The sequence below is a fragment of the Simiduia agarivorans SA1 = DSM 21679 genome (genome assembly GCF_000305785.2).
In the GTDB taxonomy this organism is placed as follows: Bacteria; Pseudomonadota; Gammaproteobacteria; order Pseudomonadales; family Cellvibrionaceae; genus Simiduia; species Simiduia agarivorans.
The window spans coordinates 1,222,455-1,245,440 of the sequence record NC_018868.3 but is presented as its reverse complement, the minus strand read 5'-3'; the positions used below and the strand labels follow the sequence as shown (position 1 = coordinate 1,245,440).

The following is a 22,986-nucleotide window of genomic DNA, read 5'->3' as shown; positions in this document are numbered from 1 at the left end:
AGAGTGAGCGAGAGCGTTCATTGATTATATTCCGTTATTTAGCGCGTGAGATATTGCTCACGTTGGTGGCCGTGTGTGGCGTGTTGCTGCTGATATTCATGAGTGGCACCTTTGTCAGGTACCTCGCCGAAGCAGCAGCCGGGGATTTATCGCCCACGGCCTTGCTGGTGATCATGGCCTACCGGTTACCCGGTTTTCTCGAATTGATCCTGCCGCTGGGCACCTTCATCGGCGTCATGCTGGTGTATGGCCGCTTGTATGTAGAAAGTGAAATGGTGGTGCTGTCGGCCTGCGGCCTGAGTCAGCGGCGACTGTTGGGCTACACCTTGTTGGCCGTGCTGCCGATTATTCTCGTGGTGGCCTATCTGAGTCTGGTGCTGGCGCCCAAAGGGGTGGCTGCGGTAGAGGACTTGCTGGCAGCGCAAAAGTCGCGCGGAGAGTTCGACTTGTTGTTGCCCGAACAATTTCAGCCGATGAACGGCGGCAAGGCCACTTTTTACACGGAAAAAATCAGCAAAAACCGGGACCGCCTGACCGAAGTGTTTATCGCCGACATCAGTCCCGGCACGGTGGTGACCGGTGATGAATCGGCGGTGGTCAGGGCAGACAGCGCGCTGCAGCTGTTTGACCCTGAACACAAGCGGCGTTACTTCGTGCTCGAAGAGGGCCGTCGCTATTCCGGCATCCCCGGTTTGCCCAACTATCAGGAAGTGACCTTTGATACCTTCGGCCAGTTGATGCAAACCAGCCTGCCCAAAGTGAAGGCGCGCTACAAGGTGGAAGCGGAACCAACGGCGACCTTGCTGAGTTCCGATAAGCCCATTCATATTTCCGGCTTGCAGTGGCGGCTCAGTCTGCCGTTGCTCGTTATTATCGTCTGTTTTCTGGCGATACCCTTATCGCGCACTAATCCCCGTCAGGGCCGTTACCTCGGCATGATCCCGGCAATCTTTCTGTACATTGTCTATCTGGTGGTGCTGAATGCGGCCAGGGATCAGGTGAAGGCAGGAAAACTCGATCCGGCGCTGGGTTTGTGGGTGGTTCATCTGGCGTTTTTCCTGTTGGCGTTGGTGATGTTCAACTGGGCCAATTTGCGCCGCTGGTTGAAGCGTCCGGTTGCGAGCAGCAGCCAGGAGGCCGGCCATGCGTAAGCTCGACCAATACATTGGCCGTTCGGTCTTTGGCGCCATTCTGGTGGTGTTTCTGGTGATTTTGTCGCTCGATGTGATCGCCGCGGTGGTGGATGAAATCGACGAAATGAAAGGGACCTATACCTTTCGGGACGCCATGATGTATGTGGCGTTGACGCTGCCCACCCGGATTTACAATACACTGCCGCTCGCGGCTTTGACGGGTTGCCTCATCGGTCTCGGCCAATTGGCCGCCACCAGTGAACTGGTGATAATGCGGGCGGCCGGGGTGAGTGTGGGGCGCATTGCCTGGTCGGTCATGAAGCCCGTGTTTGTTCTGATTCTCGCTGGCGCCGCACTGGGTGAGTACGTGACGCCCCACACCGATCAAATGGCGTCCAGCCACAAGGCCGTAAAAAAGGGCAACAAAGTCAATCTGGACGGCCAGATGGGTTTGTGGAGTCGGGAAGGTGATGAGTTTCTGCATTTCAATGTGGTGATGCCGAACGGAAAACTGTTGGGTGTGTCGCGTTATCTGTATGACGACAATCATGAACTCATCAGCGCAAGCTTTTCTCAGCAGGCGACGTTTCAGGGCGATCACTGGCTAGAGGAACAAGGTGTGATCACTCATTTCGATCAGGGCGAAACGCTCACCACCAGCGATTTTCTGACCCGTCGCTGGGATACTAACCTGTCGCCCGATCTGGTCAATGTGCTGGTGATGCCACCGCGTACGCTGGCCATCCAGACCCTGTTTGAATACGCCCGCTACCTGGATCAACACGAACAGAAAAGCGCTGCCTATTGGCTGGCGTTCTGGCACAAAACACTGCAGCCATTGGCGACGGCGGGCCTCGTGTTGATTGCCATCAGTTTTATTTTCGGGCCTTTGCGGGAGGTCACCATGGGCTATCGGGTATTTACCGGCGTGATCGTGGCGATTGTGTTCCGCATGAGTCAGGAGTTGCTCGGGCCCGCGAGTCTGGTGTTTGGCTTTTCACCTTTTGTAGCCGTGATGATCCCGATCGGGATATGTTTCCTGATTGGCGCCTGGTTGTTGTCGCGTACGCGATGATAGAAACAGTTTCTAGTTTCTAGTTATTAGTAACTAGAAACTAGAAATCCTACCAACCCTCAACCCCACTCATATCCGGCAGTTCGTGCGCGATGCCTTTGTGGCAGTCAATGCAGGTTTTTTCGCCGCTGGCCAATGCGGTTGAATGCATGTCGGCAGCCCGTTTGGATTGGCGGGTAAAATCCATGTAGTCAAATTCGTGACAATTGCGGCATTCCAGTGAATTGTTTGCTTTCAGCCTCGCCCATTCGTGCTCGGCCAGCTCGCGGCGTTTTTCCAGGAACTTCTCCCGGGTATTGATGGTGCCGAATATTTTGCCCCAGACTTCTTTCGATGCCTGCATTTTACGCGCGATCTTGTAGGTCCAGTCGTGTGGCACATGGCAATCAGAGCATTTTGCCCGCACGCCGGAGCGATTGGAAAAGTGGATGGTATTTTGCAGCTCGGCGTAAACGTTTTCACGCATCTCGTGGCAGCCGGTGCAGAATGTCTCGGTATTGGTGAATTCCATGGCGGTGTTGAATCCGCCCCAGAATATGATGCCCATGAGAAAGCCGCCCAGTGTCAGCGCGCCTAAACTGTAGTGCACGCTGGGGCGCCGGATGACGTACCAGAAACGCTTGATTCTCTGTAGCATTTCGCCTCCTAGCGACCTTTCTCAATCAGTTCGTACATGTCCACAAAGTCCGAATCCACCAGTACTTTTGCGTCGGTCTGCACCACATGGCATTGTTCGCAGAAATAGCGCCGGGGTGATATTTCGGCCAGGAAGTTTCCGTCTCTGTCCATGAAGTGAGTGACGCTGACCATGGGCGCTTGCGATTCACCGGTGCGCGAACGCTTGTGGCAGCTCAGGCATTTGTTGGTATTGATATCCACCTGGTAATTGTCGATTTTGTGTGGGATCGTCGGTGGCTGCATGGGGTAGCTACGCGCCTGTTTTTGATCGTTATTAATCACATTGGGCATCCGTGGCGGCTCGGGGTCTGTGGCCAGTGAGTAATTGCGGGTGGTGGCAATGTTGTCGTCGGCCTGCAGTGCAACGGGGGTGGCCAGGCAGCCGAGACTCAGTAGTGCGCAGCAAATCAGTTTATTCATGATGCTCTCCTCAGGCCTTTTCCACTTTAACGGCGCACTTTTTGAAATCCGTTTCTTTTGATAAGGGATCCGTGGCGTCCAGGGTGACTTTATTGATCAGCTGGCTGGAATCAAACCAGGGCACAAACACCAGCCCGCGTGGCGGCTTGTTGCGGCCACGGGTTTCCACCCGGGTGAGAATTTCACCGCGTCGGGATTTGACTCTGACCTGATCGCCCCGGCGCAAGCCCCGGTCTTTGGCGTCGTCAGGGTGCATGAACACCTGGGCGTTGGGGTAGCTCTTGTGCAGTTCCGGCACGCGCCGGGTCATGGAGCCTGAATGCCAGTGTTCCAGTACGCGTCCGGTAGACAGCCACAGGTCATAGTCTTTGTCGGGGCTTTCGGCAGCGGGCTCGTAGGGCAGGGCGAAGATGACTGCCTTGCCATCGGGTTTACCGTAAAACTCAAAGCCTTTGCCTTTTTTCACATAGGGGTCCGAGCCTTCACGGAACCGCCAGAGGGTTTCCTTGCCGTCCACCACGGGCCAACGCAGACCCCGGTTGTTGTGGTAGTTGTCGAAGGCATCCAGGTCGTGCGCTTTGCCCCGGCCGAAGCTGGCGTATTCCTCGAACAGTCCTTTCTGCACGTAAAAGCCAAAGGCTTCCGATTCGTGATTGGAGAAACCTTCAGCGATATCCGCGTTCGGGTATTTGTTGACCTGACCATTGGCAAATAGCACGTCAAACAGAGACTTGTTTTTGTAGCCCGGGTTCTTTTTGAGTATGTCGGCAGGCCAGACTTCATCGGTGGTGAAGCGCTTGGAAAATTCCATTAACTGCCACAAGTCCGATTTCGCCTCGCCCGGCGCGTCAACCAGTTGATGCCAGAATTGAGTTCGACGTTCGGCGTTGCCGTAAGCCCCTTCTTTTTCAACCCACATGGCGGTAGGCAAAATCAGGTCGGCAGCCTGTGCGGTAACCGTTGGATAGGCGTCGCTCACTACAATAAAGTTTTTCGGGTTGCGATAGCCGGGCAGACCTTCTTCCATCATGTTGGCGGCGGCCTGCATGTTGTTGTTGACCTGCACCCAGTAGGCGTTGATTTCGCCGTCTTTCAGTTTGCGGTTTTGCAATACCGCGTGTGCGCCCACCCAGTCCGGCAGCAGACCTTTGGGGAGTTTCCATTTCTTTTCCGAGAAGGCCCGGTGCTCGGGGTTGGTGACCACCATGTCCGCCGGTAAGCGGTGGGCAAAGGTGCCCACTTCGCGCGCGGTGCCGCAGGCCGAAGGCTGACCGGTGAGCGAGAAGGGGCTGTTGCCCGGTGTAGAAATTTTTCCGGTGAGCAAATGGATGTTGTACACCAGATTATTGGCCCAGACCCCTCGGGTGTGTTGATTGAAGCCCATGGTCCAGAGCGACATGACTTTGGTATTGGGATCGGCGTAGAGTTTTGCCAGCTCCTGCAGCCGGTTTTTGGGCACGCCTGATAATTTGTGGGTGTAGTCCAGATCGTACTTTTTGACGAAGCCGGCAAACTCTTTAAAAGTGATCGGTTTGGAATCGCCGCTACCGGGATTTTTTGCCGCCTTTTCTTTTTCGTGGGTGGGGCGCAGACCGTAACCGATATCGGTGGTGCCCTGGCGGAAATTGGTGTGCTTATTGACGAAGTCCCAATTCACCTTGTCGTTTTCGATGATGTAATTGGCAATGTAATTGAGGATGGCCAGATCCGTTTGCGGTGAAAACACCATGGGTATATCGGCCAGCTCAAAAGAGCGGTGTTCGTAGGTAGAGAGCACGGCCACTTTTACGTGCGGATGCGACAGGCGGCGGTCGGTAATGCGGGTCCACAGTATGGGGTGCATTTCCGCCATGTTGGAGCCCCAGAGTACAAACGCATCGGCCGCTTCAAAGTCGTCGTAACAGCCCATGGGTTCGTCGATCCCGAAGGTGCGCATGAAGCCGACCACGGCGCTGGCCATGCAGTGGCGCGCATTGGGGTCGATGTTGTTGGACAGGAAGCCGGCTTTGTAGAGTTTGGCTGCAGCATAGCCTTCCCACACCGTCCATTGCCCTGAGCCGAACATGCCCACACCTTGCGGACCTTTTTCTTTCAGTGCCGCTTTGAATTTTTCTTCCATGATGTCGAAGGCTTCGTCCCAGGATACGGGCGTGAAGTCGCCATTTTTATCGTATTTGCCGTTGGATTTGCGGAGCATGGGGGTGGTGAGGCGATCCTTGCCGTACATGATTTTTGACAGGAAGTAGCCTTTTACGCAATTCAGGCCGCGATTGACGGGCGACTGGATATCGCCATGGGTCGCCACCACCTTGCCATCTTTGGTGGCGACATTGACACCGCAACCGGTGCCGCAAAAACGGCAGGGCGCCTTGTTCCAGGTAAGCTGGGTTTTACTGGCATCGGTCACCAGATTGGCGGCGCCGGCAGGAACCTGAATGCCGGCGGCGGCAGCAGCGGTGGCCAGGGCCTGGGCTTTGATAAATTCACGGCGCTTCATAGCAGACTTCCTGTGTACTTGGGTCAATGGGGCTGACGTCGCCTTCGGCATCGTCGCAGTGATACACCAGCGTGGCTGACAAAACGCCGGCTTCGAGTTGTACCCGATCAATGAAATCCATGATCTGTTGGGTGTGTGTGGCTTCAATCACCACCACCAGCTTGCCGCTGGCTTCGGCGCCCACTTCTGCGCCGGGGTGACTTTCAATTAACAGTTTCAGCGGCGCCTGAGCGGCAGGCAAACACTGCACAATCAGGCTGGCGATATGCAATGTGGCATCGGTGGCAATCATGCGGGCAGGCTCCAGTTGATGGCGTCGGCGGGGCAAAGGGCGATGCACATGCCGCAACGGGTGCAGGCGTTGGCATCGATCATCGGCTGCGGCATGGGCCGGGCTGGTGCGAATGCGATGGCAGCCGGCCCGCAGCCATCGCGGCAGCTTTGGCAGTAAACGCCATTGCGCGCCAGGCACTGCTCGCCAATGTTCACGTGTTGGGGCCACAGCGGCAGTGCCCGGTCGAACACCGACTGCGCGCAGCTGTCGGCGCAGGCGCCGCAGGCAGTGCAGCCGCCCAGGTTGAAATCAATGGCCGGAAAGCCCCCGTCGCCGTTGATTAAAATGGCTTCCTCGCAGGCGTTGATGCAATCGCCGCAGCGGGTGCATCGGTTGAGGGCATCATCTGCCAACCAGGGCAGGCGTGGAGCCGGGTTTTCAGGCCGGGCGCGTAAAAGCGCGCGGCGTGACAGCGCATTCATGCGGGCGACCTCAGTAACTGGGTGGCCCTGCCAGCATTTGGCTTATCCAGACCACAAAGCCGTAGCCTGCAACCAGAACCACGGCGAATACAGGGGCGGCGAATACGGCCAGCGCCAGAAAGGCGTGGCGCTCTTCACGTCGGGAGACGGGGGCTTGGGTCTCCGGTCCTTCATACTTTGGCATTATTCTTCCCTTTGGCTTTGACCCGCTGGGGCCATGGCGGCTGGATTAAGTCTAGTAAACCAAAGGAGGTATGACCAAAAAATGACCGAGATCAATAAGTGGGTAGTTTGTGGGCGGTTTGGAAGGGGAGGGGATGCCTGAGGGGCGTGTGTCCCTCAGGCAGGTGTATCAGTGATCGTGGCCGCAGCCGCCGGCACTGTGCACGTGGCCGTGACTGAGCTCGTCTTCGGTGGCTTCGCGGATCGCGGTGACTTCCACATCAAAATGCAGACGCTGACCGGCCAGGGCGTGGTTGCCATTGATGGTCACGGTGTCGCCATCCACTTCCATCACTTCCACCACCTGGGTGCCGGCAGCGGTCTGAGCGTGGAAGGCCATGCCGACTTCGATATTGTCTACGCCTTCAAACATGCTGCGGGGCAATTCCTGCACCAGCTCCGGATTGAATTCGCCGTAACCGTCAACCGCTTCGATAGTTACCTGGAGTTTATCGCCCACTGCTTTGTCGGCCAGCGCGCGCTCAAGGCCCGGAATGATATTGCCCACGCCCTGAATGTAATCCAGCGGATCGTGACCTGCGGATGAGTCGATGGTTTCGCCCTCGTCGTTGGTGAGGGTGTAGTGGATGCTCACTACGGCTTTGTCGGTAACCTTCATGGGAAGTCCTGTTTTGCAGGTGAATGAGGGCTTGCGCCCGTGAATAATCAGCGGCCCTTAATGGGCTCGCCGTCTACCCAGCCTTGCTGGATATCGACCGTGGCGCTGTCGCCGTTGGGTTCTTTTTGGCTGATGCGCACCAACACATAGTCCCAGTCTTTGGCGAAGTAGCTGTAGGTCTCGCGTTTTTTGTTTTTACGCAGGGTTTTGACCACCACCGTTTCGAGCTTGCCCACCGGGGTGTCGATGGTTTCTTCGCGATCGATGGCAAAGCGGAATTTCTTTAATTTACCACCATCGGCCACCGAGTAGACCAACGTATCGTTGCCGTTTTTCAGGTCTGCGCGAATCTGCATGGTGGCATTGAGTTTGTCCAGCGTACCGTCCGGGATCTCCATGGTCCAGGGCGGCTCTTTGTTGAGCGTGTTCGTGGCGGTGTATTTTTCCCAGTTGAAATCCACCACCATATGGCGATCTGGCGCCAGGCCGGTGCGATGAAATTCATAATGATGACTGAAGGCCTTGCCGTCCTGCCCCCATTCAAATTGCGAACGTTCTTTCAGGCCGGCCACCCAGGACTCAATGTCAAAACGCAGGAACCAGCGTCCGTCCTCCTGCTGCACCAGTTCGCGCGTCGCAGTAAGCTTGATGCCATAGAGCCGGGTTTTGTAAATGGCTTTAAAGGGTTTGGGCAGCTGAAACACCGGTTGGGCTTCAGCAGGCGCGACCATAGGGGTATCTGCCACTGGCTGCGCGTGGCTCACCAGTGGTCCAAGGCAAATCAGTAACACTATCCCTCTGAGTTGCTTCAGCGTCATATCAACTCCTGTCAGTGACGGGTGTCTATTTGAAAGCCTTCAACCGAAAGGGATTGCTCGTCCAGCCAGGCTTTACCCTGGTGATACTTCAGTCTGCCCTCGGCAAACCAACGCACCGCCATGGGGTAAATCTTATGTTCCTGAACCTGAACCCTGGCTGACAGGCTTTCTGCCGTGTCGCCCTCAATAATGGGCACTATGGCTTGTATGACCGCGGGTCCGCCATCCAGTTCCGCCGTGACGAAGTGTACGGTGACACCGTGACAGTCATCGCCGGCGTCAAGTGCGCGCTGGTGCGTGTGCAGCCCTTGGTATTTGGGCAGCAGCGAGGGATGAATGTTGAGCATGCGGCCCTGGTAGTGTTCTGTGAACGCCGGGGTCAGAATCCGCATGAAGCCGGCCAGCACCACCAGGTCGGGGCGATACTGGTCAATCAAAGACTGCAGCGCTGCATCGAAGGCGTCCCGGGAGCTAAAGCCGGTGTGGTCCAGCAATTGCGCGTCAATGCCTGCCGCTTCAGCGCGCTGCAAGCCTTTGACGCCAGGGCGGTTGCTGATGACGCCAACGATTTTGCCGCCCAGTTCACCGCCTGCTTCAGCGTCGATCAGTGCCTGCAGGTTGGTGCCGCTGCCGGACAGCAGCACCACGATACGGGGTTCCGTCATTACAGACCTTTGAGCTCAACCTGGGCTTCGCCATCGGAGGCTTCAGCGATAGCGCCAATAACAAAGGGTGCTTCACCGGCGTTGCGCAGCAGGGTCAGGGCTTCATCTTTGCGTTCGGCCGGAATGGCAATGACCATGCCCACGCCGCAGTTAAAGGTGCGGAACATTTCCCGCGCCTGTACATTGCCTTTTTCTTGTAACCAGCGGAAAACCGGTGGCAGCGTCCAGCTGTCGAGGTCGATCACGGCCTTGGTGCCTTTGGGCAGTACGCGCGGAATGTTTTCGGTGATGCCGCCGCCAGTGATGTGGGCCATGGCGTTCACCTGGGACCCTTTGATCAGCGACAGCAGGGCTTTCACGTAGATGCGGGTAGGGGCCATCAGCAATTCGGACAAGGGCGTGCCCTCAAGCGTTTCGCTCAGGTCTGCCTTGGACACTTCAATGATCTTACGGATCAGGGAATAACCGTTGGAATGCGGGCCGGAGGAGGGCAGGCCGATCAGCAGATTGCCGGCTTCTACTTTGCTGCCGTCGATGATTTCGGACTTTTCCACCACGCCCACGCAGAAGCCCGCCAGGTCGTAGTCTTCGCCCTCGTACATGCCGGGCATTTCGGCGGTCTCGCCGCCTACCAAGGAGCAGCCTGACAGCTCACAACCCTCGCCGATACCGATAACCACTTTCTCGGCAATATCCACATTGAGTTTGCCGGTGGCGTAATAATCCAGGAAAAACAGCGGCTCGGCGCCGGCGACCACCAGATCGTTTACGCACATGGCCACCAGGTCGATGCCGATGGTGTCGTGGTGTTCCAGGTCCATGGCCAGGCGCAGCTTGGTGCCCACGCCGTCGGTGCCGCTGACCAGTACCGGCTGCTTGTAACCTTCGGGAATCTCGCACAGGGCGCCGAATCCGCCCAGGCCTGCCAACACTTCGGGCCGGCGGGTTTTCACGGCTACGCTCTTGATGCGTTCTACCAGGGCGTCGCCTGCGTCGATATCAACACCGGCGTCTTTGTAACTGAGGGATTGGGGCTTGTCTGAACTCATGGATGTATCCGCAAAACTGGATTGGCAAAAAGGCGTGCATTCTACCAGCCCCAGCCGCGTAAAGACACTCTTGCCGGCTTTGTGAAAACAGCCCTTTCAGCGGCCGGTGGGGCTGCTACAATGGCGCGCTCTAACAGGTCTGGAGAAGGATATGATGGGATCGGGTTGCTGGCGTTGGTTGGCAATGATGGCTTCGGTAGTGGCATTGTCGGTGCAGGCTGAGCAACGGGTAGATCTTTATCAGGTGCAGGAATTGGTGGCCAGCCAGTCGAACGAGGCGCGCAAGGTGGCGGCGGCCGATGCGCTGGCGCGGGTACTGGTGCGGGTCACCGGTGACCGGAAAATAGCCGATCTGCCCGAGGTGGCGAGCCATTTGTCGCAGGCTCAAAACTATGTGCTGCAGTTTGGCTACGGTCGTTCTGACCAGACATTGACCGACGAGCAGGGTGTCGAGTCGCCTGCCTTCGCCCTGACTTTCCGGTTCTCGGAGCCGGCAGTGGAGAAATTGCTCAAGCGCTTACAGTTGCCCAATTGGCCCGCAAGCCGTCCGAGCCTGTTGGTCTGGCTGATTGAAGATCAGTGGCCGAACGGGCGCGCGCTGGTGAAAGCCCCGGAGCTGGAACAGTCTATTAGGCAGGAAGCCCTGCGCCGCGGCCTGCCCATTCAGTTTCCGTTGTGGGACCTGCAGGACCAGATGGTGGTGAACATCGATCAGCTGTGGTCGTTTGACGAAACCAGTATCCGTGAAGCCTCGGCCCGCTACCAACCGGAAGTCATTGTGGTCGGCCGTTTCAGTCGCACCAGCAGCGGCGAATTCCGCGGCGTCTGGCAGTGGCTCGATGGCGAATCCCAGAATATGGTCGATGCCCAGGCGCAGACGCTCGCTGCCTGGTCAGCACCGATGATCGATCAGCTGGCCGATCTGCTGGCCAGCCGCTATGCCATTGTGCCCGGCCAGGACTTGACCGGTCAGTTGGTGCTGACGGTTAACGATGTGGATGGCTTTGCCCGTTACCGGGAAGTGCTGACCTATCTCGAAAACCATGAAGCCCTGCGCGACGTGCGTGTGGCGCGTGCCGAGGGCACGACCCTGGTGTTGTATTTGTCTCCGGAGGCCGACCTGGCGCATTTGCAACGGGCACTGCAGTTGGATCGTAAGTTGGTACCCATGCAAACCCTGCAGGCCCCCGACGGATCGGAAACCAACCCTTTGATGTATCGCTGGTACCGTTGATGCCCCCCCAGCAGTTATCCCTCGGCATCGGCCTGTCGGACGATGCCCGGCTCGATAATTTTTATGCCCGGCCCGATTCAGCCAACCAGTTCGCGCTGACCGCTGCCCAGCGCTTGCTCAGTGGCGATGAGCAATACGTCTGTCTTTGGGGTGGCAAAGGTCGCAGTCATCTGGCCCAGGCCCTGTGTCTGGAAGCCTCGGCGCGCGGTTGGCAGGTGCAGTACCTGCCGCTGGCCACTATGCGTGATTACGCCTTTGATGCTGAAGGCATAGAAGCGGCCTTGTCCGGGCTGGAATACCTGGACCTCATTTGTCTGGATGATCTGGATCAGGTGCTGGGTCACAAGGACTGGGAGCGGGGGCTGTTTCACCTGTTCAATCGTCTGCGCGATGCCGGCGTGCCACTGTTGGTGTGCGTGCGTGAAAATCCGGCGCATTTGCAGGTGGGGTTGGCCGACCTTAAATCGCGCTTGCAGTGGGGGTTGTCTTGCCAATTGCAGCCGTTGAATGACGAAGAGAAACTGGAATTGCTGCAAATGCGGGCCCAGGCACGTGGACTTCAGCTCACACCCGAGGTAGCCCAGTACCTGATTCAACGGGTTGCCCGCGACCTGGACGGTTTGTTCCGTTTGCTCGATGAATTGGATCGCGCCAGCCTGCAACAGCAGCGCAAGCTGACAATACCGTTTGTGCGGCAGGTGCTAGAGACTGACGCCCGGAGTTAATTTCTTTTTTATTTGCAAGGACAGCAGATGCGTCGCGTTCATGTGTATGTGTGTCAGGTCACTTTATGGCTCGGTTTGTGTTGGCCTGCGCCCGGGCAGGCAAGCTGGTGGCAAGACGCCAAAGATAAAGTGCATGCTTGGTCAGAGGTGGTTGAAGCCAGGTTTGAGTCCGCTGATAGCCAGTCGCCAAGCCGCGCAGAGCCCTGGCAACAGGACGATCCCCTGGTGGTTTTTGCCCGTGAACGCCATTGGTCGCTGACCCACGTAATTGAGCCGGTGTTTAACAGTGAGCTGTCATTGTTGGACTCAGCCGAGCTTAATAAGCCCGCCTTGCTTCTGGTGCACGGTTTGGGTGCCCACGCGGCGCAAGACTGGTTGCCAACATTGCCTGGGCTCGCAGAACAGTTCAGGGTGATTGCCATTGATTTGCCGGGTTTCGGGCGTTCAGCGCAACCCGCGGGCGACTATTCGCCGGCGAATTACGCTGCGCTGCTGCATTGGTTGGTACTGGAAAAGCACATCAGGCCACACCTGCTTGGACACTCCATGGGAGGAGCTGTTGCGTTATATGCTGCCGCCAAAAGACCCGAATTGTTTACCTCTTTGTCCTTGGTTGATGCTGCGGGCATTCTGGAGCGAACGGCATTTGTTAAGTCGTTGGCTACAGGACCGATTCCGTTGGATCAGCTACCTGAACAGATTAAAGCCCGATCCTATTCTGCGGTAGATTTTGCCGGCGCATTGATCGAACAGGTCAGTTTGTTGGGAGACCCCTCCGAGGTACTAAACCAGAGGCAGATCCGAGAGCTCGCGCTTGGAAAGTCCCCCACAGCAAAAGCTGCACTAGCGTTGGCGCAAACTGATTTTTCTGACTTGCCTGAAGATCTGCCTCTGCCCATGTATATTTTGTGGGGCGATGCAGACAGGGTGGCCCCCTTGCGCACAGGGTACATGCTACGTGCCACCTTCCCGGAATCGGAATTGAGCATCTTGCCGGACGCCGGGCATGTGCCGATGGCGACCCATTCTGAAGAAGTGGTTCGCTGGATTCAGGGCACACTGTTGGAGCCATCATTCATCGACAGGTTTCGTTGGCAGCCTCGGCAACCGTCCGGGGAAATGCTTACACTCGCGCTTGCCGGTTGCCCGAACACCCCTTTGAGCGGTGCATACGCCAGGTTGTCAGTGAAAGACTGTGCATACCTGGAAATCCGTGACGCGACTATCGGCCAATTGCTGGTAAAGGACAGCGTGGTAAAACTGGACAATGTGTTATTGGCCGGTTCTGGTGTGGTGTTGGAGGCTAATGAGTCAGTGCTGATCGGCACCGGCCTGACAATTCATACCGAACAGGCAATGAAGGTTTCTGGTAGTCGTATTGACTGGGCGGGCGCCAGTATTACCAGCAAAGGTGACAGCTTCCAGGTTTCACGCAAAAGCTTATTTGTGTTTTCGATATGTAAAGCAGAGGGTGCTGGTGGTATTGGCAAGCTGCATGGCAGTTTCCGCGCAGAGAAACGACGTTTTTAATTGGCGACAGGCCATATAAAGGCGGTGATTTCACACCGTATCAAACCGGCTTTTTTATTGTATTTGCTGGATTCCTTGACAATAACCGGGGCCTGGGCGGATTGCTCCTGTGCGCGGTTCTGGATGAGCGCAATGCATTCGCGGTTGGTTGTTTTCCAGTCCTGATCCCGGGTGTCCAACTCGATGGAGTACTGGCGCTTTTTGGCTCCCGATTTTTTTAATTTATGTTCGTCGTAGAGCTGTTTGGTATTGTCGAAGGCGTCGTCGATGGTGTCATCAGGTAACAGCTGGTACTTCGCACAGCTCGTGAGGGCGTACATCAGAATCAGCGAAGTGAGGGTGTATCGCACCGGTAAGTCCTTGGGAAAACTGGATTATAGCGGACCATGGCGGTCATCGGAAAGCCGCACAGGCGTGGCCTGTGCGGCGTATGGGAATTACAGCGCGGAACATTCCTCACAACGTGCGTAAACGCCGCGCGGATCGTTCATTTCCGCCAGTATGGCAAAAGGTTTAACCAGTGGGGCGAGGGCGGTGCGCAAACCTGATGGCGCGAGACCCATATCCACATGGGCATTTTTCATCAGCTGTTCCATAAAGGCTTCGCCCGGTGACAGGGGTTTTACCACTTCGGTGACACCGTATTCGCTCAGGTTGGCCAGGCTTGCGGCGGCTGCAACGGCATCGTTCAGACTGCCCAGCTGATCAACCAGGCCGATGTCCTGCGCAGTCGCGCCGGTCCAGACCCTGCCTTGTGCAATCTGGTGAATGGCCTCGGGGGTGGTGCCCCTCGCATCGGCGACCAGTGCCAGGAACTGTTGATAAATGTTATCCACGCTCATCTGGATCACGCGTGCGGCTTTTTCTGGCAGTGCCCGGTCCATGCGGATGCCTGCCAACTCAGTGGTACCGACGCCGTCGTTGTGGATGCCCAGTTTGGCAAAGCTGTTTTGCAGTGTGGGGAAAGCACCGAATACGCCAATGGAGCCGGTAATGGTGGTGGGGGTGGCCCATACCTGATCGGCGCCGGCGGTAATCCAGTAGCCGCCGGAAGCCGCCACTGAGCCCATGGAAACCACCACCGGTTTGCCGGCTTGTTTCAGCGCTACCACTTGTTCGCGGATGACTTCAGAAGCAAAGGCGCTGCCGCCGCCGCTGTCCACGCGCAATACCACGGCTTTGATGGAGTCGTCATTGCGCGCCATTTCGAGCAAGCGGGCGGTGGAGTCGCCACCGATATTGCCGGCCGGTTGATCGCCATCCATGATAGAGCCGCTGGCCACCACAAGGCCCACGTGCTGATTGAATTTTTTCTGTTCTTCGTCGGTGACGGACAGGTAAAACTCTGCATCGAGTGCCTGATAATCTTCCGCTTCCTCGTCGTAACCAAAGCGTTCTGTGAGCATGGTCTTAAGGCCGGTGCGATTCAGAATACCATCCACCAAGCCGGTCTCTTTGGCGAGGTTGGCGGAGTGGCCTTCCGCTTTTGCCAGCAAGTCATCGGCACTGTTGATGTAGTTATCGATGGCGCCCACGGGCAAATTGCGACGCTCTTCTACATGGCTGGTATAGGTGCTCCACAACTCGTGCAGCCATTGGCTGTTGTGTTCGCGCGAGGCCCCCGACATGTCGTTGCGGGTAAAGGGTTCAATGAAGTCTTTGTATTCGCCGACGCGGAACACGTGGAAATCCACCTGCAATTTATCCAGTGCATCTTTGAAATAGCTGCGGTAGCGACCGTAACCGGTCAGGAATACCGACCCGAGCGGGTTGATATACACCTCATCGGCATAGCTGGCCAGATAGTAGGTGTCCTGGCTGTAGCTGTCGGCAAAGGCGATGATGGCTTTTTCCCGGCTGCGGAAGTTTTCCAGCGCCTCGCCTATTTCTTCCATTTTGCTGATGCCGCCGCCCAGAAGGTAATTAAGGTCCAACACCAGGGTGGTGACACGGTTGTCATCGGCGGCGCGGTTGATCGCATCAATCAGGGTTTTGACCCGGGTTTCCTGAGGGCCATTGTCTTCGCTCATTAACCGGCTCATGGGGTCGACGTAAGTGAGCTGATCCACCAGCAGCCCTTGCGGGGCAATCCTGAGCGCGGTTTTTTCCGGCATTTCAAACGGCTCGTGGCCGGTGATGGCGGCAAAAATGACCAGCACGATCACCAAAAAAATCAGATTTGCCAGCAGCGAGCGAATCCAGGTGATTGCGCCCCAGAGGCCGGAAAACAAGCGGCGGATAAAGCCGGGTTTCTGTGACATGAAAACGTCCCTGACAAAGAGTGTAATGTGACCGGTATCTTATCAGTCCGGTTTAGGTAAATTATGTACCGACGCCTGTTGCAGCCAGCGGCTTGTCATCATGGCCGCCATAAACAGCAGGGTGCTGGCAGCCAGCAAGACCCAACCAAAGGTATCAGCCAGTGGCGACATGACGTTGGTGACGCCAACAATAAAGTAAAACAGCACCACGAAACAGAGCCAGCTGTAGGTGCGGTGATGATTCGCCAGCATGCCGGGCACAAACATCAGTAACGGTATCGATTGTAACAGCAACAGGGTCCAGCGCACGGAGGGTTCGGTCAGTTGCTCCACCGCTGCGTTGAGTATCAATGCCGCGGTGGAGATGAGTGCAATACGTTGCCCCAGTCTGGCTTTACGGGCGGCGTCGGGGAAGTGGTAAAGGTTGTGTTCGGTCATGTGTTTTTCAGTGCGTTCGCTAGTTTGGCCAGCCGGGTTCCCGCGGCGCGGCACAGGGTGATTTCATCCTGGCTGAGTACCGGTGTTGTACTGTGGGCGTGGTGACTTGGACCATAGGGGCCTCCGCCACTCAGGGTGGTGTGCAACGCCGGTTCGGAGTAGGGCAGACCGGCGTAAACCATGCCGTGGTGCAGCAGCGGCAACATCATGGATAACAGCGTGCTCTCCTGCCCCCCGTGCAAGCTGCCGGTGCTGGTGAAGCAGGTGGCTGGTTTATCGATCAGTGCACCGTTGAGCCAGAGGTCGGAGGTGCTATCCAGAAAATATTTCAGCGGCGCGGCCATATTGCCAAAGCGGGTGGGGCTGCCCAATGCCAGTGCACTGCAGCCGGCCAGTTCGTCGGTGGTGCAGTACACATCGCCCTGTTCGGGTACGGCGGGTTGACTCGCGTGGGTATCGGCTGAAACTGGTGGCACCGTCCGCACTTTGGTCGCCATGCCCGCCATTTCGGCGCCGCGTGCAATCTCTGCTGCCATCGCGGCTGTTGCGCCATGGCGCGAGTAATAGAGCACCAGAAGATACGGGCTCATATCAGAGTATGTCCAGCACAGCCGCCGGCGGCCGGCCCAGCGCGGCCTTGTCGCCGTTGACCACAATCGGACGCTGGATCAGTTTGGGGTGGGCGACCATGGCCTCCACCAGCGCCGTATCCGATAACGCCGGATTGGCGAGGTTGAGCGCTTTGTAGTCATCTTCGCCCGTGCGTAACAGATCTCTTGGCCCGATGCCTAATGCCTTCAGCAGTCGCTTGAGTTCTGCCACCGTGGGTGGCGTGTCCAGATACTTCACCACCTCGGGCGTGAGCCCCTTGGCTTCCAACAGCGCCAGGGTTTCGCGCGATTTGGAACAGCGGGGATTGTGATAAATTTTAACCATTTCTGTGAACCGGTTGTGTTAATGACTGACCGCCAGTGCGCTGGCGGGCTAGAATGGCGGTATTGTATGCTGAGAAAGCGCCGCTTGAAAAATACCTGTGCGCTCCGGGGAGAATCCGTTTGACCAATGTGTTTATGACTATGTGGCGCCTGATCGGCGAAGTCTGGCAACAGTTTCAGGCCAAACAGTGCCAGATGAGTGCCGGTGCACTCACCTTTATGACCCTGTTTGCATTGGTGCCGATGATGACGGTGAGCTACTCCATGTTCTCGCTGTTCCCGGCCTTCAGCGGCGTTGATGAACAGCTGAATCAACTGATTTTCAGTAATTTTCTGCCCGAGGCCGGTTCGGAAGTGACCCAGTATCTGGCAGATTTCAGTGCCCAGGCGCGCAAGCTGAACCTGGCCAGTGTGCCGCTGTTGATTGTCACTGCTTACCTGATGCTGAAAAACATCGAAAAGTCGTTTAATCGCATCTGGGGTGTCAAACAGGGCCGCAGAGGGCTGAGCAACTTTCTGATTTATTGGGCAATCCTGAGCCTTGGGCCCTTGCTGTTGGGCGCCGGCCTGGCCATCAGCACCTATTTGCTGAGTATGCGCTACCTGCTGCACGACTATGCCGGCGCGAGCATTACCAGTACCTTGATCAGCTATCTGCCGCTGTTCCTGACTTTTGCTGCCTTCACGCTGTTATTTGCCGCCGTGCCCAACTGCCGCGTACCCCTGCGCAAGGCCGCGATTGGCGGCGTGGTGGTGGCTATCCTGTTCGAGCTGCTCAAGCGCGCCTTTGGCGCGATCATGGCCAAGTCATCGATTACCGTTATCTATGGCGCTTTTGCGTTTTTACCGCTGTTTCTGATCTGGGTGAATATCACCTGGATGCTGATTCTGGGCGGTGCGATTCTGGTACGGGTGTTGTCCACCAACAATAAAGTGACCCTGAGTGTGAAATACCCGGATCTGGTGGCTGCCATGATCGTATTGTGGGAATTCCGCAGCCGGTTGCATCAGGGCGACAGTTTGTCGGACGCGGACTTATTGAATGTCGGCGTGGGCTCGGAGCAATGGCAGCGTCTGCGCGATGCCTTCGTGGCGCATAAGGTCATCACTATCACCGCGCAAGGCGATTACGTCCTTTGTCGGGATCTCACCACACTCACTTTACGGGCGCTGGCCGATATCGTTGGTGTGGAGCCTCAGATGCCCGGCGTCTCAGACTATTTGCAGCAGTTCGGTTGGTTTGAGGCGTTGGCGCCACGGTTGCTGTCGATCGATCACCACATGGAACACCAGTTTGATGTGTCGCTGGCGGCGATTTTTGACACCCGGCGCGAAGCACCGGAATACCCTGATGAAGGCGAAGGACTGGAAATGCTGCGCAGCGAGCTGAGTGATACCGACACCGCGTTGCCGGCACTTGCCGACACGGCCGATTGGGAACAGGACGCCAAGGCGGGCAATCAATCCACATGAGTCGCCTGGGACTGTTTGCACTGTTGGTCTGGTTGCTTGCAAGTTGTACAAAACAACCCCGGTACCTGGTGGGCGATGATGTCATAAGCCTGGATCTAGAGGGGCGTTGGCAGCTGGTGAATTATTGGGCCGTATGGTGTCGCCCCTGTCGCAAGGAGATTCCCGAGCTGAATCAACTGGCTGAGGCGGTGCCGTCGCTGGCCGTGCTGGGGGTGAATTTTGATCGTCCGCCGTTGGCACAGTTACAGCGCGATCGCGACGCGCTGGCTATTGGTTTCCCCGTGCTGGCGTCCGGTGACCTGGCATTGCCCCGACCTTCCGCGTTGCCGACCAGTTACCTGATTAACCCCGCCGGGGAGACGGTGGCCGTGCTTCGGGGCGAGCAGACCTATGCCAGCCTAGCGGCGGCTTTTTCCGCGCATGGGCTGGAAATTCCCGCGCAATAACCCCGTATTCCCTTCAACCCTGTCTATACTGGAAACAGTTTTCAGTGTTTGGCGCTAATTCCTTATGGCTATACCCCTTCTGATCTGCGACGACTCCAACATGGCGCGCAAGCAGGTGACACGGTCACTGCCCGACGGCTGGGACGTGGAGGTGACTTATGCCGCCAATGGCCTGGAGGGTATCGAGGCCATCAGGGCCGGCAAAGGCGAAATGGTATTTCTGGACCTGACCATGCCGGAGATGGATGGCTATGAAGTGCTGGAAGCGATCAGGGCCGAACGCCACAAATCCATTGTGATTGTCATCTCTGGTGACATACAGCCGGAGGCGCGCGACCGGGTGTTGGCACTGGGGGCATTGGAATTCATCAAAAAGCCGATCAACAAAGACAAGCTGGCGGAAGTGCTGCACCAGTATGGCTTGATGTAGGAGGTGGCCATGAGTTTTGACCTGCCATTTTCAGAAACCCACCGCGACTGCCTGCAGGAATTGACCAATGTGGCCATGGGCGCGGCGGGCGAATCCCTGGCGGCTTACACCGGTACCTTTGTGGAATTACCGGTGCCGGTGATCCGCTATGTGGCGCCGGCGGCTTTGTATGAAAGTATGCCCCACTTGCAGGACGCATCCAGGGTGTCGGGTGCGGTCCAGTCGTTCAGTACTGACAAGGGCGCGGCCTATGCGATGGTGGTGGTGGCCGATGAAGCACTGGCCGACCTGGCGATACTGCGCGGTCTGGCACTCGACAGCGAAGAAAAAGAACGCGATTTACTGACTTCGTTGACCAGCGTGATCTGCGAAACCTGCATTGCCACTTTGGCTGAGTTAGCGGGCCGAGAGCTGGCCATTGAGCCGGTCTTTGTTGCGTCCATGCATCAGGATCTGCAGGCGCTCAGCCTGGATGACCTGGTATCGGTGGATTATGTGACCAGTATTGAAATTCCTTACCGGTTGGAAAACCACCCGTTCAAGTGTGATTTGCTGCTTTTATTCCCCGAAAGTCTCAACCAGCCACTGCTCGATCTGTTGGATCAGGTGCTGGCCGGCTGACCCTGTCCCGTCGGGCTAAGCAAACGTGATGGCATGTGCTCTGTCGCCCGACTCAAGATAGCTCACGTCGTTGAAGGCGGTGAGCGCGGTGCCGGATTCCGTGCGCACCAGACGCGTGAGACTGGCATTGCAGATCTGCAGATTGAGTTCGAGCGTGGCGGCGTTGTCCAGGCGCATTACATGACGTAAAACCGAGGCAATGGCACCCGCGGAACTCACCACCATCATGACTGAATCCGCGGCAGGCGCCAGTTGCTGCCAACCGCTGGCCACCCGCTGATGAAACGCGGGCCAGCATTCCTTGTGCGCAGGCAATGACAGCTGCCCCTCGGCCCAGGCGCCCATAGCGCTGTACAGCAGTCGTCGGAGTTCCGCCGCGCTGGGGCTTGGCGCCAACGGGTAGCCGGGGTTCTGTTCCAGCCAACTCATCACCACCGATTCAAAATCGAACTCGTTAAATGCGTCCATTTGCGCGCGGCTTGCTAGCGGCAGCGACTCGGCAATGCCATCGGCGGTTTGGATTTGTCTTGCCATTTGGCCCGATACCAGATGTACCGGCCGGTCAGCCGCGCGGGCGCGCAGGTGCTGCCCAAGCCAGCGCGCCTGCTGGTGGCCCAGATCGGACAATTGATCGTAATTGTCCGTCCCCAGTGACGCTTGCCCGTGTCGTACAAGCCAAATCTCTGCCATTATTAATCCCTATGTTCTGCTTTCCGTGTTATCAATTTGAGTGATGGTGTAGATGCATTTCAACCAGCTGGATCTTAATCTGTTTGTGGTTTTTGAAGCAATTTACCGCCAACGCAATCTCACCCGGGTTGCGCGCGAATTGCACGTAACCCAGCCGGCCGTCAGTAATGCACTGGCCCGCCTGCGCGATCGCCTGGGTGATCCCCTGTTCGAGCGTTCGCCGGCCGGCATGGTACCGACGCCCGCGGCCGATGCCATGATTGACCAGGTGCGCGACGCACTGCATTTGTTGGCGGCCAGTGTCGATGGCCCGCGCCTGTTTGATCCCGCGCGGTCGGACAAGACCTTTCATTTTGCCATGAACGATCTGGCGGAATCCTTGGTGCTGGGGCCGCTGCTGCGGCAAGTCAGTCAGCAGGCCCCGGGGGTATCGGTATCGAGTTTTACCCTGCCAAGACGGGAAGTGCCGGCAGAACTGGCCAGCGGACGACTGGATTTTGCCATCGACGCGCCGGTACTGCCCCAGGCCGATCTGTTCAGCGCCATGCTCATGCGCGAGCAATACATCTGCGCTTTCAGACCGGATCACCCGGCGTTGGCGCAGGCCTGGAACCTGGACGCCTATCTGGCCCTCAATCACCTGCACGTTTCGAGCCGGCGGATGGGCCTGGGCTATGTGGATCAGGCGCTGGCGCAGCTGGGGGTGGCACGCACTATTCAATTGCGGGTCCAACACTACCTGGTTGCGCCCGACATTGTGCGCGAAACGGATCTGGTGTGGACACTGCCGGTACGCCTGGCTGACCGATTCGGGCTGGCCAGCTTACCACTGCCATTTGATTTGCCCGAGCTGGAATTGCACCTGTACTGGCACAAACGCTCGGAGCCACTGGCGGCGCATCAATGGTTGCGTCAGTTACTAATCCCGCAAAATCACTGACGTTGCGGTAAAGTAGGCAGAGTTTGTTAAGGGGGTATGTGTGAGCGGGATCAAGCTGTCGGCGTTTGGTGAAAAATTCGCGGGCGTAACCGGCGCATCATCCTTGATGGATGACCTGGGTAACGCACTGAATGACAACCCCGATATGTTGTTCATGGGCGGCGGCAATCCGAGCCGGATAGCGCCGATGGAAGCCGCATTCAAGCAGCGACTGGCGGCCATCGCAGACGAGCCTGCGCAATTGTTTGGTGCGCTCGGTGTATACAAGTCTCCCCAGGGCGATAGCCGTTTTCTGCGTTCCATGGCGGCGATGCTCAAACGCCAATGCGGATGGGCACTGACCGAGAAAAATATCGCCGTCTCCAACGGCAGCCAGTCGGCCTTTTTTGTCCTGTTTAATTTGCTCGCCGGCGTGCAATCCGATGGCAGTCACAAGGTGATACGGTTGCCCTTGGCACCGGAATACCTCGGCTACGCCGACAGTGGCCTCAGTGCGGATTTTTTTCACGCGAGTGAGCCCGCGATCGAGCTGCTGGACGGCGGTCTATTCAAATACCACGTCGATTTTCAGCAGTTTTCCGTTGATGAGCATTGTGCTGCCGTGTGCGTTTCCCGCCCCACCAATCCCACCGGCAATGTGATCAGCGATGAGGAATTGCAACGATTGGATCAGTTGGCTCGGGCTGCTGACGTGCCATTGATTATTGATAATGCCTACGGCACGCCGTTTCCGAATATTCTGTTTACCGATGCCAAACCCTTGTGGAACGACAACACAATTCTGTTACTGAGCTTATCCAAATTGGGGCTGCCGGGTGCGCGCACGGGCATCGTGGTGGGCAATGAAGCGGTGATCCGCGCCTTCAGTAACGCCAATGCGGTGTTGAATCTGGCCAGTGGCAATATGGGTGCCGCGATTGTTCAACCGTGGCTCGATAACGACGCATTGATCAGCATGTCAAACGAATTGGTGCGCCCGCATTATCAGCACAAAGTGACTGAAGCCGTGGCGGTGGCACGCGCGGCGCTGGCCGGCACGCCTGCCCGGATACACAAGCCCGAAGGCGCGATATTTTTATGGTTGTGGTTCCCGGACTTGCCGATCACCAGTCAGGTTTTGTACGAGCGCCTGAAAGCGCGCGGTGTATTGGTGGTATCCGGCCATCACTTCTTCCCCGGCCTCGTGCATGAATGGCCCCACAGACACCAATGCATCCGCGTGAACTACGCGCAGGATAGCCACACGGTGCAGCAGGGTTTTCAGATCATTGGTGAAGAAGTCCGGCGCGCCTACGGTGGTGCCCAATGACACAGTGCCTGATGCGTTTTGC

27 protein-coding genes are annotated in these 22,986 nt (G+C 57.1%); 11 read left to right on the top strand and 16 right to left on the bottom strand.

The window, feature by feature from the left end; genetic code table 11:
* Positions 1-20: 20 nt before the first annotated feature.
* Positions 21-1,151 carry an LPS export ABC transporter permease LptF gene (gene lptF / locus M5M_RS05655; protein ID WP_015046509.1) on the top strand — a complete coding sequence of 377 codons (1,131 nt, stop codon included), beginning with the start codon at positions 21-23 and terminating at the stop codon, positions 1,149-1,151.
* Positions 1,144-2,208 carry an LPS export ABC transporter permease LptG gene (gene lptG, locus M5M_RS05650; protein ID WP_015046508.1) on the top strand — a complete coding sequence of 355 codons (1,065 nt, stop codon included), beginning with the start codon at positions 1,144-1,146 and terminating at the stop codon, positions 2,206-2,208. Before lptF ends, lptG begins: the two co-directional genes overlap by 8 nt.
* Before the next feature lie 49 nt (positions 2,209-2,257).
* On the opposite strand, the gene M5M_RS05645 is transcribed toward lptG, so the two are convergent.
* The 10 genes from M5M_RS05645 to purM all read right to left on the bottom strand — a co-directional run bounded on the left by M5M_RS05645 (position 2,258) and on the right by purM (position 9,932).
* Complete coding sequence (locus M5M_RS05645) at positions 2,258-2,845, bottom strand: cytochrome c3 family protein (protein ID WP_015046507.1); 588 nt, start codon at positions 2,843-2,845, stop codon at positions 2,258-2,260.
* An 8-nt stretch (positions 2,846-2,853) separates the two neighbouring features.
* Positions 2,854-3,306, bottom strand: coding sequence for a nitrate reductase cytochrome c-type subunit (locus M5M_RS05640; RefSeq protein ID WP_015046506.1), 453 nt, complete (start codon positions 3,304-3,306; stop codon positions 2,854-2,856).
* 10 nt (positions 3,307-3,316) lie between these two features.
* On the bottom strand, positions 3,317-5,803 hold the full coding sequence (napA, locus tag M5M_RS05635) for a nitrate reductase catalytic subunit NapA (RefSeq protein WP_015046505.1): 2,487 nt from the start codon (positions 5,801-5,803) through the stop codon (positions 3,317-3,319).
* Positions 5,790-6,095, bottom strand: coding sequence for a chaperone NapD (locus tag M5M_RS05630; protein ID WP_015046504.1), 306 nt, complete (start codon positions 6,093-6,095; stop codon positions 5,790-5,792). The genes napA and M5M_RS05630 overlap by 14 nt, the downstream gene beginning before the upstream one ends.
* Complete coding sequence (locus tag M5M_RS05625; protein WP_015046503.1) at positions 6,092-6,559, bottom strand: ferredoxin-type protein NapF; 468 nt, start codon at positions 6,557-6,559, stop codon at positions 6,092-6,094. Before M5M_RS05625 ends, M5M_RS05630 begins: the two co-directional genes overlap by 4 nt.
* A gap of 10 nt (positions 6,560-6,569) precedes the next feature.
* The gene (locus tag M5M_RS05620; protein ID WP_015046502.1) at positions 6,570-6,743 is read right to left on the bottom strand and encodes a periplasmic nitrate reductase, NapE protein; all 174 of its coding nucleotides are present in this window, start codon (positions 6,741-6,743) and stop codon (positions 6,570-6,572) included.
* Between the two features lie 168 nt (positions 6,744-6,911).
* Complete coding sequence (locus tag M5M_RS05615; protein WP_015046501.1) at positions 6,912-7,400, bottom strand: FKBP-type peptidyl-prolyl cis-trans isomerase; 489 nt, start codon at positions 7,398-7,400, stop codon at positions 6,912-6,914.
* Between the two features lie 47 nt (positions 7,401-7,447).
* Positions 7,448-8,218, bottom strand: coding sequence for a DUF3108 domain-containing protein (locus M5M_RS05610; RefSeq protein ID WP_015046500.1), 771 nt, complete (start codon positions 8,216-8,218; stop codon positions 7,448-7,450).
* 11 nt (positions 8,219-8,229) lie between these two features.
* Complete coding sequence (purN, locus tag M5M_RS05605) at positions 8,230-8,883, bottom strand: phosphoribosylglycinamide formyltransferase (protein WP_015046499.1); 654 nt, start codon at positions 8,881-8,883, stop codon at positions 8,230-8,232.
* Positions 8,883-9,932 (bottom strand): phosphoribosylformylglycinamidine cyclo-ligase, encoded by a 1,050-nt coding sequence (purM, locus tag M5M_RS05600; RefSeq protein ID WP_015046498.1) that lies wholly within the window; start codon positions 9,930-9,932, stop codon positions 8,883-8,885. Before purM ends, purN begins: the two co-directional genes overlap by 1 nt.
* A gap of 151 nt (positions 9,933-10,083) precedes the next feature.
* Here purM and M5M_RS05595 point away from each other — a divergent pair, with 151 nt between their 5' ends.
* Genes M5M_RS05595 through M5M_RS19360 form a run of 3 tightly spaced genes read left to right on the top strand, consistent with a single transcriptional unit; the run spans position 10,084 to position 13,421 of the window.
* Positions 10,084-11,166 (top strand): DUF2066 domain-containing protein, encoded by a 1,083-nt coding sequence (locus M5M_RS05595; protein ID WP_015046497.1) that lies wholly within the window; start codon positions 10,084-10,086, stop codon positions 11,164-11,166.
* Entirely contained in the window at positions 11,166-11,891 is a 726-nt protein-coding gene (gene hda, locus M5M_RS05590; protein ID WP_015046496.1) for a DnaA regulatory inactivator Hda, read from the top strand. The genes M5M_RS05595 and hda overlap by 1 nt, the downstream gene beginning before the upstream one ends.
* 27 nt (positions 11,892-11,918) lie before the next feature.
* Positions 11,919-13,421, top strand: a complete 1,503-nt coding sequence (locus M5M_RS19360; RefSeq protein ID WP_015046495.1) for an alpha/beta hydrolase — start codon at positions 11,919-11,921, stop codon at positions 13,419-13,421.
* Here the strand turns inward: M5M_RS19360 and M5M_RS05580 are convergent.
* The 5 genes from M5M_RS05580 to arsC form a co-directional block, all read right to left on the bottom strand.
* The gene (locus M5M_RS05580) at positions 13,418-13,771 is read right to left on the bottom strand and encodes a hypothetical protein (protein ID WP_015046494.1); all 354 of its coding nucleotides are present in this window, start codon (positions 13,769-13,771) and stop codon (positions 13,418-13,420) included. The genes M5M_RS19360 and M5M_RS05580 overlap by 4 nt on opposite strands.
* A gap of 87 nt (positions 13,772-13,858) precedes the next feature.
* Positions 13,859-15,682: a signal peptide peptidase SppA gene (gene sppA / locus M5M_RS05575; RefSeq protein ID WP_015046493.1), complete on the bottom strand. Its 1,824-nt coding sequence runs from the start codon at positions 15,680-15,682 to the stop codon at positions 13,859-13,861.
* A gap of 42 nt (positions 15,683-15,724) precedes the next feature.
* Positions 15,725-16,120: a DUF2069 domain-containing protein gene (locus M5M_RS05570; RefSeq protein ID WP_015046492.1), complete on the bottom strand. Its 396-nt coding sequence runs from the start codon at positions 16,118-16,120 to the stop codon at positions 15,725-15,727.
* Positions 16,117-16,710: an NAD(P)H:quinone oxidoreductase gene (gene wrbA, locus M5M_RS05565; protein WP_016389234.1), complete on the bottom strand. Its 594-nt coding sequence runs from the start codon at positions 16,708-16,710 to the stop codon at positions 16,117-16,119. Before wrbA ends, M5M_RS05570 begins: the two co-directional genes overlap by 4 nt.
* 1 nt (position 16,711) lies before the next feature.
* Positions 16,712-17,056, bottom strand: a complete 345-nt coding sequence (gene arsC, locus M5M_RS05560; RefSeq protein ID WP_015046490.1) for an arsenate reductase (glutaredoxin) — start codon at positions 17,054-17,056, stop codon at positions 16,712-16,714.
* A 128-nt stretch (positions 17,057-17,184) separates the two neighbouring features.
* Here arsC and M5M_RS05555 point away from each other — a divergent pair, with 128 nt between their 5' ends.
* From M5M_RS05555 to M5M_RS05540, 4 genes are all read left to right on the top strand, one after another.
* The gene (locus M5M_RS05555) at positions 17,185-18,528 is read left to right on the top strand and encodes a YihY family inner membrane protein (protein WP_244431074.1); all 1,344 of its coding nucleotides are present in this window, start codon (positions 17,185-17,187) and stop codon (positions 18,526-18,528) included.
* A complete protein-coding gene (locus tag M5M_RS05550; protein ID WP_015046488.1) occupies positions 18,525-18,974 on the top strand; it encodes a TlpA family protein disulfide reductase in 450 nt (149 codons plus the stop codon). Before M5M_RS05555 ends, M5M_RS05550 begins: the two co-directional genes overlap by 4 nt.
* 64 nt (positions 18,975-19,038) lie before the next feature.
* Entirely contained in the window at positions 19,039-19,404 is a 366-nt protein-coding gene (locus M5M_RS05545) for a response regulator (protein WP_024330371.1), read from the top strand.
* A 9-nt stretch (positions 19,405-19,413) separates the two neighbouring features.
* A complete protein-coding gene (locus tag M5M_RS05540; protein WP_015046486.1) occupies positions 19,414-20,025 on the top strand; it encodes an MCP methylation inhibitor CheC in 612 nt (203 codons plus the stop codon).
* Between the two features lie 15 nt (positions 20,026-20,040).
* On the opposite strand, the gene M5M_RS05535 is transcribed toward M5M_RS05540, so the two are convergent.
* Entirely contained in the window at positions 20,041-20,715 is a 675-nt protein-coding gene (locus M5M_RS05535; protein WP_015046485.1) for a histidine phosphatase family protein, read from the bottom strand.
* A 52-nt stretch (positions 20,716-20,767) separates the two neighbouring features.
* Between M5M_RS05535 and M5M_RS05530 the strand changes: the two genes are divergently transcribed.
* Both M5M_RS05530 and M5M_RS05525 read left to right on the top strand, forming a co-directional pair.
* A complete protein-coding gene (locus M5M_RS05530) occupies positions 20,768-21,655 on the top strand; it encodes a LysR family transcriptional regulator (RefSeq protein WP_015046484.1) in 888 nt (295 codons plus the stop codon).
* A 40-nt stretch (positions 21,656-21,695) separates the two neighbouring features.
* Positions 21,696-22,964: a valine--pyruvate transaminase gene (locus M5M_RS05525; RefSeq protein ID WP_015046483.1), complete on the top strand. Its 1,269-nt coding sequence runs from the start codon at positions 21,696-21,698 to the stop codon at positions 22,962-22,964.
* The last annotated feature ends 22 nt before the right edge of the window (positions 22,965-22,986 follow it).

Excerpts from the sequence above, each read along its gene's own strand:
- lptG (WP_015046508.1), top strand. The coding sequence starts at position 1,144 with ATGCGTAAGCTCGACCAATACATTGGCCGTTCGGTCTTTGGCGCCATT.
- M5M_RS05645 (WP_015046507.1), bottom strand. The coding sequence starts at position 2,845 with ATGCTACAGAGAATCAAGCGTTTCTGGTACGTCATCCGGCGCCCCAGC.
- M5M_RS05640 (WP_015046506.1), bottom strand. The coding sequence starts at position 3,306 with ATGAATAAACTGATTTGCTGCGCACTACTGAGTCTCGGCTGCCTGGCC.
- napA (WP_015046505.1), bottom strand. The coding sequence starts at position 5,803 with ATGAAGCGCCGTGAATTTATCAAAGCCCAGGCCCTGGCCACCGCTGCT.
- M5M_RS05630 (WP_015046504.1), bottom strand. The coding sequence starts at position 6,095 with ATGATTGCCACCGATGCCACATTGCATATCGCCAGCCTGATTGTGCAG.
- M5M_RS05625 (WP_015046503.1), bottom strand. The coding sequence starts at position 6,559 with ATGAATGCGCTGTCACGCCGCGCGCTTTTACGCGCCCGGCCTGAAAAC.
- M5M_RS05620 (WP_015046502.1), bottom strand. The coding sequence starts at position 6,743 with ATGCCAAAGTATGAAGGACCGGAGACCCAAGCCCCCGTCTCCCGACGT.
- M5M_RS05615 (WP_015046501.1), bottom strand. The coding sequence starts at position 7,400 with ATGAAGGTTACCGACAAAGCCGTAGTGAGCATCCACTACACCCTCACC.
- M5M_RS05610 (WP_015046500.1), bottom strand. The coding sequence starts at position 8,218 with ATGACGCTGAAGCAACTCAGAGGGATAGTGTTACTGATTTGCCTTGGA.
- purN (WP_015046499.1), bottom strand. The coding sequence starts at position 8,883 with ATGACGGAACCCCGTATCGTGGTGCTGCTGTCCGGCAGCGGCACCAAC.
- purM (WP_015046498.1), bottom strand. The coding sequence starts at position 9,932 with ATGAGTTCAGACAAGCCCCAATCCCTCAGTTACAAAGACGCCGGTGTT.
- M5M_RS05595 (WP_015046497.1), top strand. The coding sequence starts at position 10,084 with ATGATGGGATCGGGTTGCTGGCGTTGGTTGGCAATGATGGCTTCGGTA.
- hda (WP_015046496.1), top strand. The coding sequence starts at position 11,166 with ATGCCCCCCCAGCAGTTATCCCTCGGCATCGGCCTGTCGGACGATGCC.
- M5M_RS19360 (WP_015046495.1), top strand. The coding sequence starts at position 11,919 with ATGCGTCGCGTTCATGTGTATGTGTGTCAGGTCACTTTATGGCTCGGT.
- sppA (WP_015046493.1), bottom strand. The coding sequence starts at position 15,682 with ATGTCACAGAAACCCGGCTTTATCCGCCGCTTGTTTTCCGGCCTCTGG.
- M5M_RS05570 (WP_015046492.1), bottom strand. The coding sequence starts at position 16,120 with ATGACCGAACACAACCTTTACCACTTCCCCGACGCCGCCCGTAAAGCC.
- wrbA (WP_016389234.1), bottom strand. The coding sequence starts at position 16,710 with ATGAGCCCGTATCTTCTGGTGCTCTATTACTCGCGCCATGGCGCAACA.
- arsC (WP_015046490.1), bottom strand. The coding sequence starts at position 17,056 with ATGGTTAAAATTTATCACAATCCCCGCTGTTCCAAATCGCGCGAAACC.
- M5M_RS05550 (WP_015046488.1), top strand. The coding sequence starts at position 18,525 with ATGAGTCGCCTGGGACTGTTTGCACTGTTGGTCTGGTTGCTTGCAAGT.
- M5M_RS05545 (WP_024330371.1), top strand. The coding sequence starts at position 19,039 with ATGGCTATACCCCTTCTGATCTGCGACGACTCCAACATGGCGCGCAAG.
- M5M_RS05540 (WP_015046486.1), top strand. The coding sequence starts at position 19,414 with ATGAGTTTTGACCTGCCATTTTCAGAAACCCACCGCGACTGCCTGCAG.
- M5M_RS05535 (WP_015046485.1), bottom strand. The coding sequence starts at position 20,715 with ATGGCAGAGATTTGGCTTGTACGACACGGGCAAGCGTCACTGGGGACG.
- M5M_RS05530 (WP_015046484.1), top strand. The coding sequence starts at position 20,768 with ATGCATTTCAACCAGCTGGATCTTAATCTGTTTGTGGTTTTTGAAGCA.